8 protein-coding genes are annotated in these 8,085 nt (G+C 70.7%); 5 read left to right on the top strand and 3 right to left on the bottom strand.

The window, feature by feature from the left end; translation table 11 throughout:
- On the bottom strand, positions 1 to 538 hold a 538-nt coding region (locus RSA25_RS11425; RefSeq protein ID WP_332809006.1), incomplete at its 3' end, for an FAD-binding oxidoreductase.
- Between the two features lie 92 nt (positions 539 to 630).
- On the opposite strand from RSA25_RS11425, the gene fabR reads away from it, so the two are divergent.
- From fabR to RSA25_RS11400, 5 genes are all read left to right on the top strand, one after another.
- Complete coding sequence (gene fabR, locus RSA25_RS11420) at positions 631 to 1,296, top strand: HTH-type transcriptional repressor FabR (RefSeq protein WP_332809009.1); 666 nt, start codon at positions 631 to 633, stop codon at positions 1,294 to 1,296.
- 205 nt (positions 1,297 to 1,501) lie between these two features.
- On the top strand, positions 1,502 to 2,836 hold the full coding sequence (locus tag RSA25_RS11415) for a TolC family protein (RefSeq protein WP_332809008.1): 1,335 nt from the start codon (positions 1,502 to 1,504) through the stop codon (positions 2,834 to 2,836).
- Positions 2,829 to 3,845 carry an efflux RND transporter periplasmic adaptor subunit gene (locus RSA25_RS11410; RefSeq protein WP_332809005.1) on the top strand — a complete coding sequence of 339 codons (1,017 nt, stop codon included), beginning with the start codon at positions 2,829 to 2,831 and terminating at the stop codon, positions 3,843 to 3,845. The genes RSA25_RS11415 and RSA25_RS11410 overlap by 8 nt, the downstream gene beginning before the upstream one ends.
- Entirely contained in the window at positions 3,842 to 5,014 is a 1,173-nt protein-coding gene (locus RSA25_RS11405; protein ID WP_332809004.1) for an ABC transporter permease, read from the top strand. The genes RSA25_RS11410 and RSA25_RS11405 overlap by 4 nt, the downstream gene beginning before the upstream one ends.
- Positions 5,011 to 6,126: an ABC transporter permease gene (locus RSA25_RS11400; protein ID WP_332809003.1), complete on the top strand. Its 1,116-nt coding sequence runs from the start codon at positions 5,011 to 5,013 to the stop codon at positions 6,124 to 6,126. The genes RSA25_RS11405 and RSA25_RS11400 overlap by 4 nt, the downstream gene beginning before the upstream one ends.
- Positions 6,127 to 6,131: 5 nt before the next feature.
- Here RSA25_RS11400 and RSA25_RS11395 read toward each other — a convergent pair whose 3' ends face one another.
- Both RSA25_RS11395 and RSA25_RS11390 read right to left on the bottom strand, forming a co-directional pair.
- Positions 6,132 to 7,511 carry a hypothetical protein gene (locus RSA25_RS11395; protein WP_332809002.1) on the bottom strand — a complete coding sequence of 460 codons (1,380 nt, stop codon included), beginning with the start codon at positions 7,509 to 7,511 and terminating at the stop codon, positions 6,132 to 6,134.
- Between the two features lie 127 nt (positions 7,512 to 7,638).
- Positions 7,639 to 8,001, bottom strand: coding sequence for a glycine zipper 2TM domain-containing protein (locus RSA25_RS11390; RefSeq protein ID WP_332809001.1), 363 nt, complete (start codon positions 7,999 to 8,001; stop codon positions 7,639 to 7,641).
- Positions 8,002 to 8,085: the final 84 nt, after the last annotated feature.

The raw sequence follows: 8,085 nt of genomic DNA, 5'->3' as shown, positions 1-8,085 counted from the left end.
CCCAGTACACGTGGTCCACCTGGCCGGGCATGCCGGCCGCATCGAGCTGGCGCAGCAGCGCGCGCATCGGGGTGATCCCGCTACCGGCAGCCAGCAGCAGCACGCGCTGCGCCGGGCTTGCGGCCAGGGTCATCTCGCCGAACGCCTGGCCCAGTTCGAAGGTATCGCCCACCACCGCGTGCCGGGCCAGCTGCTGGCTGACCTTGCCGCCGTCGATCGCCTTGACCGTGATCGCCAGCGCGCCATCGGCCAGCGGCGTCGGGCTGTAGCTGCGCGACAGGCGGCGGCCATCCACTTCCACGCCCAGGGTGACGTGCTGGCCGGGTTGCAGGCCGCGGAAATGGCGGTTGGGGCGCAGCACCAGGGTGACCGCGTCGGCACTGGCCGCTTCGCGCGCCACCAGGCGGGCACGCGCACGGCGCAGGGTCCACAACGGGTGCACGCGGCCGGCCCAGAAGTCGAACAGCGCCTCGGACACCCAATGACGGGGCGAGAGGGGATTGCGGCGGCGGGTGGGCAGACGGGGTTTGGCGCTCATGGGCGCACTATACGCACGCACATACAGGCGTGTATACAGTTGTATATTGAATGGACGGGCTATGATTCAGGGACTTGACCGCCCTGCCCCCGATGACCTCCCCAGACCTGCCCCTGTCCGCCGCCGACGATGCCCATCCGGCGCGCAAAGCCTCGATCTCGCGGGAGGACCTGTTGGCTGCCGCGCTGGCGCTGATCGGCCCGCACCGCAGCGTGTCCACGCTCAGCCTGCGCGAGGTGGCGCGCGAGGCCGGGATCGCGCCCAATTCGTTCTATCGCCAGTTCCGCGACATGGACGAACTGACGGTGGCGCTGATCGACCTGGCCGGGCGCTCGCTGCGCACGATCATCGGCGAGGCGCGGCAGCGCGCGGCGTCCTCCGAGCGCAGCGTGATCCGCCTGTCGGTGGAGACCTTCTTCGAGCAGCTGCGCGCCGACCACAAGCTGTTGCACGTGCTGCTGCGCGAAGGCAGCGCCGGCTCGGACGCGTTCAAGCAGGCGGTGGACCGCGAGCTGAACTACTTCGAGGACGAACTGCGCCTGGACCTGATCCGCCTGGCCGCCGCCGACGGCGGCGCGGTGCTGCACGAACCGGCGCTGGCCTCCAAGGCGATCACCCGCCTGGTGTTTGCGATGGGCGCCACCGCCGTGGACCAGCCGCAGGAAAAGGACGCCGAACTGATCGAACAGCTGGCGCAGATGCTGCGCATGATCATCACCGGCGCGCGCACCATCGCCGGCAATCCGCCCACGCGCTGACCGATCGTCGCCGGCGCCAGCGCGCCGTCGTCAGCACGGCACGCGCCGCACGTCGGCAGGCGTCGTGAAGACCCGGGCTTCACGCGATGCGCACCATACTTTGCCGAATGCTTTACATATGGAACCGCCCCACGTGAGCCGGCCCCTCGCGCTCGTGCGCGCTACCCAAGGACGTTGCTGCGCGGCCCTGCTGCTGTGCACCGGCATGGCCGCGGCCCAACCGGCGCCCGATCCGATGGCGATCCCGGCACTGGACTGGGCCCAATCCCAGCAACGCCTGGAGCAGGTCTCCGATGCGCTGGCCGCCGCCGATGCCTCGGTGCGCAACAAGCAGGACCTGCAGGATGCCACCCGCCTGCTTCGCCTCCCGGAGATCACCGGTCAGGTGCGTCGGCTGCAGTTCCAGAAGACCCTGACCCTGCCGCTGGGGTCGCTGGCTCCGGTGGCCCAGGCCTTCGGCATCGACTCGCCGCTTCAGTTCACCGAGCGCGACTGGCGCACCCGCCCGGTGGTGACCGCCGTGCTGCCGCTGTACACCGGCGGGCTGATCCCGGCCGCGCAGCAGGCCGCCGCCGGTGCCACCGAGCAGGCCAGCGCTGAGCGCGACGCGCAGCGCCAGTCGTTGACCGTGCAGTTGGCGCAGGCGTATTTCGGCCAGCGCCTGGCCGAGCAGGCGGTGACGGTGCGGCGAGACGTGCGCGACGGCCTGCAACGCCACCTCGACGATGCGCTGAAGCTGGAACGCGAAGGCTTCGCCACCCGCGCCCAGCGGCTGCAGGCCAACGTGGCGCGCGACAAGGCCGAGCGCGAGTACCAGAAGTCGCTCAACGACCTGCAGACCCTCAAGGCCGCGCTGGCCACCCTGCTGCGCAGCGGCGGCGAAGTGCGCCCGCTGTCGCCACTGTTCATGCACCGCGCGCCGATCGGCGTGCTGGCCAGCTTCGAGCGCGATGCCCAGGCACGGCAACCGCAGATCGCCCGCCTGCGCGCGATGGTCGCCCAGGCCGAACAGGGGGTACGCGTGCAGGAAGCCAAGCTCAAGCCCACCGTGTTCCTGTTCGGCCAGTACGACTTCCGGCGGCGCGATGAAATGCTCACCGACCCGGACTGGGCATTCGGCATCGGCCTCAAGTACACCTTCCTTTCGCCCAGTTCGCGCCCGGCGCAGATCCGGGCCGCGCGCGCGCAGCAGGACCAGGCCGAGGCCGGCCTGCGCGAGGCCGAAAACCAGGTGGCGCTGGGCGTGCGCAAGGCCTGGTACGAACTGGACACCGCCCGCCAGCAGTTCCTGCTGCTGGACAGCAGCATCGAGCAGAACCGCGAGAACCTGCGCCTGCAGGAACTGGCCTTCCGCGAGGGCCAGGCCACCTCGCTGGACGTGATCGATGCGCGGCTGGGGCTGGGCGGTGCGCAGGTCGAACGCGCGCAGGCCGCTTACCAGTACGACGTGGCGCTGGCACAACTGCTGGAGGTCAGTGGACAGATGGACCGTTATGAAGAATTCCGCCGTCGCGCCGACGAGGTGACCGCCCATGAATGACACGTTGCAGGGCCCGGCTGACGTGCCGCCGCCGAAGACACGCAAGGCCGGCATCGTCATTGCGCTGGTGCTGGCGATCGTGGTGGTGGTCGGCCTGTGGCTGGCCTGGCGCCACCCGGCCGAACAACTGCAGGGCATGGCCGATGCGGACACGGTCAACGTGGCCGCCAAGATCACCGCGCGCCTGGCCGAGCTGAAGGTACGCGAAGGCGACCGGGTCACTGCCGGGCAGGTGCTGTTCGTGCTCGACAGCCCGGAAGTGGCCGCCAAGGAAGAGCAGGCCCAGGGCGCGCTGGAGGCCGCCCGCGCGGTCGCCGACAAGGCCGACGAGGGCGCGCGCAGCGAGGATATCCGTGCCGCGCAGGCCAACTGGAAACGCGCCGAAGCGGGCGCCACGCTGGCCGATGCCACCTACCAGCGCGTGCAGAACCTGTTCAACGAAGGCGTGATGACCCGGCAGAAACGCGACGAGGCGCTGGCCCAGGCGCGCAGTTCGCGCGAGCTGTCCAATGCCGCGCGCGCGCAGTACGACCAGGCACTGGCCGGTGCCCGCGACCAGGACAAGCGCGCCGCCAAGGGCCAGGTCAGGCAGGCGCAGGGCGCGGTGGCCGAGGTCGATGCCGCGCGTGGGGAGGTCAACGGCCGCGCGCCACTGGCCGGCGAAATCAACAAGCGCATGGCCGACATCGGCGAACTGGTGCCGGCCGGCTACCCGGTGTTCACGCTGGTGGACATCAACCGCATGTGGGTCTCGGTGAACCTGCGCGAATCGCAGATGCGCGGCCTGAAGATCGGCAGCCGGCTGCGTGGCCACGTGCCCGCGCTGGACCGCGACGCCGAGTTCGAGGTGTACTTCATCAATCCGGCTGGCGATTACGCCACCTGGCGCAGCACGCGCCAGTCCAGCGGCTATGACGTGCGCAGCTTCGAGATCCGGCTGCGCCCGCGTGCCCCGGTGGAGGGCTTCCGCCCGGGCATGAGCGTGCTGTTCGACTGGCCGCCGGGATGAACGCTCGCGCCCGGGCCGGCTTCGCGGCGGCGTTCCGGCGCGAATGGCAGCACCTGCGCCAGGACCGCGCCGACCGCCTGCTGGTGACCCTGTTGCCGCTGCTGATGCTGGCGGTGATGGCCTGGCTGTTCGCCGCCTCGGTCATGCGCGACATCCCGATCGCCATCGTGGACCTGGACCACAGCGCCGAGAGCCGCCTGCTGGCGCGCATGCTCGATGCCAGCCCCGGCGTGGCCGTGGTCGCCCAGCCGCCCGACCTGGCCCAGGCGCAGGCGCAGCTGCGGCGGCTGGAGGTGTATGCCGTGGTGCTGGTGCCGCGCGATGCCACCCGCGAGGCACGGCGTGGCCGCCAGGGCACCGTGTTCGCCTATTACAACGCCACCTACCTCACCACCGGGCAGTCGGCGGTGCGCGACATCGTCGAGGCGGTGGGTGCCTGGAATGCGCGCCTGCTCGCCGGGCCCATCGGCCGCCAGGTGGGCCCGGCCAAGCTGCGCGCGCCGCCGATCGCCGTGCAGTCGGACATCCTCTACAACCCCGCGCGCAGCTACGAGCTGTTCCTGCTGCCGCTGGTGTTCCCGGCGCTGTTGTCGCTGGGCCTTGCCCTGGCGGTGGCGGCCAGCCTGGGTCGCGAAGTGCGCGACGGGACCCTGCGCGCGTTCCTCGGTGACGCGCCGTGGGCGGCGATGGCTGGCAAGGTGAGCCCCTATGTCGCGCTGTTCTCGGTGTATGGCGCGCTGGGCGTGCTGTACCTGGCGCTGCTGCGTGGCGATGGCGTGGCCGGCAGCCTGTGGCTGCTGATGCTGGGCCAACCGCTGTTCTATCTGGCCTGCGCGGCGGTCGCGCTGCTGTTTGTCGGGCTCACCCGCGACATGGGCACCGCGTTGTCGGCGATCGGCCTGAGCATCGGCACCGCGCTGGCCTTCTCCGGGGCCACCTTCCCGGTGGTGGATGCGCCGTTGTTCACCCGCGTCTGGAACCTGCTGCTGCCGCTCACCGCCTACATCAAGCTGCAGACCCAGCAGCAGTTCGTCGGCGCCCCCTGGAGCGTGTCGTTGTGGCCGCTGGGCACCCTGCTGCTGATGGTGGCGGTGGCCGGCGGCGTCGGGGGCTGGCGGCTGATCGCCGCCGCGCGCGCCACCGCGCCCGCGCCGGGACAGGGCGCATGAGCCGCTTCGCCAGCAGCCTGCGCCAGACCCTGCGCGCGGTGCTCACCGACCGCTACGCGCGCGTGCTGATGATCGGCGCGGTGGTGCTGTACTCGTTCTTCTACCCGGCCGCCTACCGCCACCAGGTGGCCAGCAACCTGCCGATCGTGGTGGTCGACCAGGACCAGAGCCGCACCAGCCGCGCCCTGCTGCGCCGCGTGGATGCCCTGCACACGGTGCGCATCGTCGGGCAACCGGCCAGCCTCGACCAGGCCCGCCAGCAGCTCGAACGCGGCCAGGCCGAAGGCATCCTGCTGATCCCGCCACACCTGGAGCGCGACATCCTGCGCGGCGGTGCCGGGCACCTGGTGCTGATGGGCAACGGCGCTTACCTCGGTCGCGCCAGCTGGGTGCTGGGAGGCGTGGCCGACGCCCTCACCGCCTTCGCGCGCGAGGCCGCGGTCGGCCAGGCCGCCTTCATGGGCGCCCCGCAGGCCGCGCCGATCACCCTGGTGCAACGCCCGCTGTTCAACACCCGCGAAGGCTACGGCAGCGCCATCGTGCCCGGCGTGGCCGAACTCATCGTGCACCAGACCCTGCTGATGGGCATCGGCGTGCTGCTTGGCGCGCGGCGCCTGGCGCTGGGCCGGCGGCTGCGTTTCGACCTGCCCAGCCTGGCCGGCATGGCGCTGGGCTTTGCCATCATCGGCCTGGCCGGCCTGCTTTACTACGCCGGCTTCACCGCCTGGGTGCAGGACTATCCGCGCGGCGGCAACCCGCTGGGGCAGGTGCTGGGCGGTGCCTTGTTCATCGCCGCCACCGTGGCCTTCGGGCTGTTCGTGGGCAGCTTCTTCGCCACCCGCGAGCGCGCCTTCCAGGTGGTGATCGCCTGTTCGATCCCGTTGTTCTTCCTGGCCAACCTGTCCTGGCCGACCACCACCTCACCGCCGGCGCTGGTGGCGCTCGCACAGCTGCTGCCCACCACGGCGGGCATCAACCTGATGGTGCGGTTGAACCAGATGGATGCGCGCCTGGCCGACGTGCACCACGAGCTCGCCACGCTGACCGCGTTGCTGGTGCTGTACGGCGCGCTGGCAGTCTGGCGGCTGGGCGCACGCACGTATCCGTCCTGAGCGGGTCAGCGCGACGCCTCCGGCGCGTACCAGAACGGAATGCGGTAGCTGCGCCGCCGCGCCGCGCCGCGTTCGGGCCCGCCCGGGTTCCAGACCAGGCGCAGGTCGTGGCGGCCCGGCGGCAGCGCCGCCAGCGGCAGGTAACCCACCACCCCGCGCATCTCCAGGTCGCGCCGTTCCATCGCCACGAACCCATCCAGCGCGACCGGGCGGCCATCCAACGTCACGCGCCAGAAGCGCGCCACGCACTGCACCGCCGCCGTTTCCGCCGCCGCGCCGCGCAGCCGGTTGCCACCCTCGGGCAAGCTAGTGCACAGCCGGCGGGCCAGGTCGTTGTCGCGCTGCGGCTGGTGCGGGATGAACAGCCGCAGCAGCGGGCCGTCGACCACGTCGGCGGGAATCATCGGATAGCGCAGCAACTGGTCGCGCTCGGCGCGCAGCGACTCGTAGTGCGCGCTCAGCATGCCCTCGTCCACGGCCGCCTCGGTGACCACCGCATAGCGGTTGAACAGCGAGAACTCCATCGAGCTTACCGCCTGCACGCCGCCGATGGTCATCGCCAGCATCACCGCGATGAAGTAGGCCACCATGAAATTGCGCGCATACCGGTTGCTCTGCAGGGTCAGCTGCACCGGCAGCAGCAAGCGCATCGGCATCAGCCACTGGTTGATGCGCAGCGCGCGCGTGATCGTCCGCTCCAGCCCCGCGCTGGGCACCCCGCGCGCGGTGCGCCGCGCGATCCATTTTTCCAGCACGACTGGCAGCAGGTTGACCAGCAGGAACACGCTGAAGAACCCCGCCACGATGATCACCGCGATGCGGTCGGTATCGCCCAGCAACGCCCCCACCGCGCCGGCAACCGCCAGCAGCAGCATCGAGCCGGCCCCGATCAGCACCATGGTCAGGGCGAACAGCAGCGTGGCCGAGAACAGCGTGGAGGCGGCGCGGTCGGCCTGGGCGATCGCCTGCTCCAGCGTGCCGACCCGCCCCTGGTAGAACCGGCGGGAGACCGGGCCGAGGAAGGGAATGCGGTCCCAGCGGATGCCGGCGGGAAAGTGGATCTTCAAGCCAACCAGGCCCACCCAGTACCCGCGGATGGCCAGGTGCACGATCAGCGCCACCGCCACCACGTAGCACAGCCCCACACTGGTACTGAAGCCAAACCAGAGCGCATAGGCATATACGCCCTCGGTATGCACGGTGGTGGTGGCCCACGCATCGAAAATGCGCCCGGGCACGGCCAGCAGCGCAAACGCCAGCAGGCCGGAGATGAACAACTCCAGCTCGTCGGTGCGCTCGCGCAGCCGCGCGAACCGTCCCTCGGCATCCGGTGGCGCCGTCAGCCCAAGGTCGGGGGTACTGCCAGGCTCAAGCGCTTCGCTCACGGGCGGGGTCGTCCTTGGGTGTCGGCCGAGTATACGGCGACCCACGAAGGCGCCCACAGCCCCCCCGGACACGACGACGCCGACCTTTCGGTCGGCGTCGTCAGCATGCGGCCGCTGGCCGGATTGCCTAGCGGTACTGGCGCTCGCAGTGGCGTTCCACCACGCGGTCGCCGTTCTTCTGCTGGCTGCGGCCCTGGATGTTGCGGCCCGCCGCGCCACCGGCCACGGCACCGGCCACCGTCGCCAGCTTCTTGCCGTTGCCGCCGCCGACCTGGTTGCCCAGCAGGCCACCCACCACCGCACCGGTGGCGGTGCCGGCGATGCGGTTCGGGTCACGGCTGTTGCGCTGCACTTCCACGTTCTTGCACACCACCTTGCTGCCGTCGTTGAAGCGACGACCTTCGTCCCTGGGACCGTAGCTCTGCGCGGCGGCACCGAACGACGCGGCCACCAGCGCGCCCATGCACAGCAGGCGTTGGATGTTTTTCATGGTACGACCTCTCTTGCAAGGATATGGACGAAGTGTCCGCCTGCCGCGCGCAACGACCAGTGAAATCATGTCCACGCCGCGTCA

The organism is Stenotrophomonas sp. (assembly GCF_036662295.1).
In the GTDB taxonomy this organism is placed as follows: domain Bacteria; phylum Pseudomonadota; class Gammaproteobacteria; order Xanthomonadales; family Xanthomonadaceae; genus Stenotrophomonas.
The sequence above is the reverse complement of the archived record's forward strand: the minus strand, read 5'-3'. Positions and strand labels throughout refer to the sequence as shown.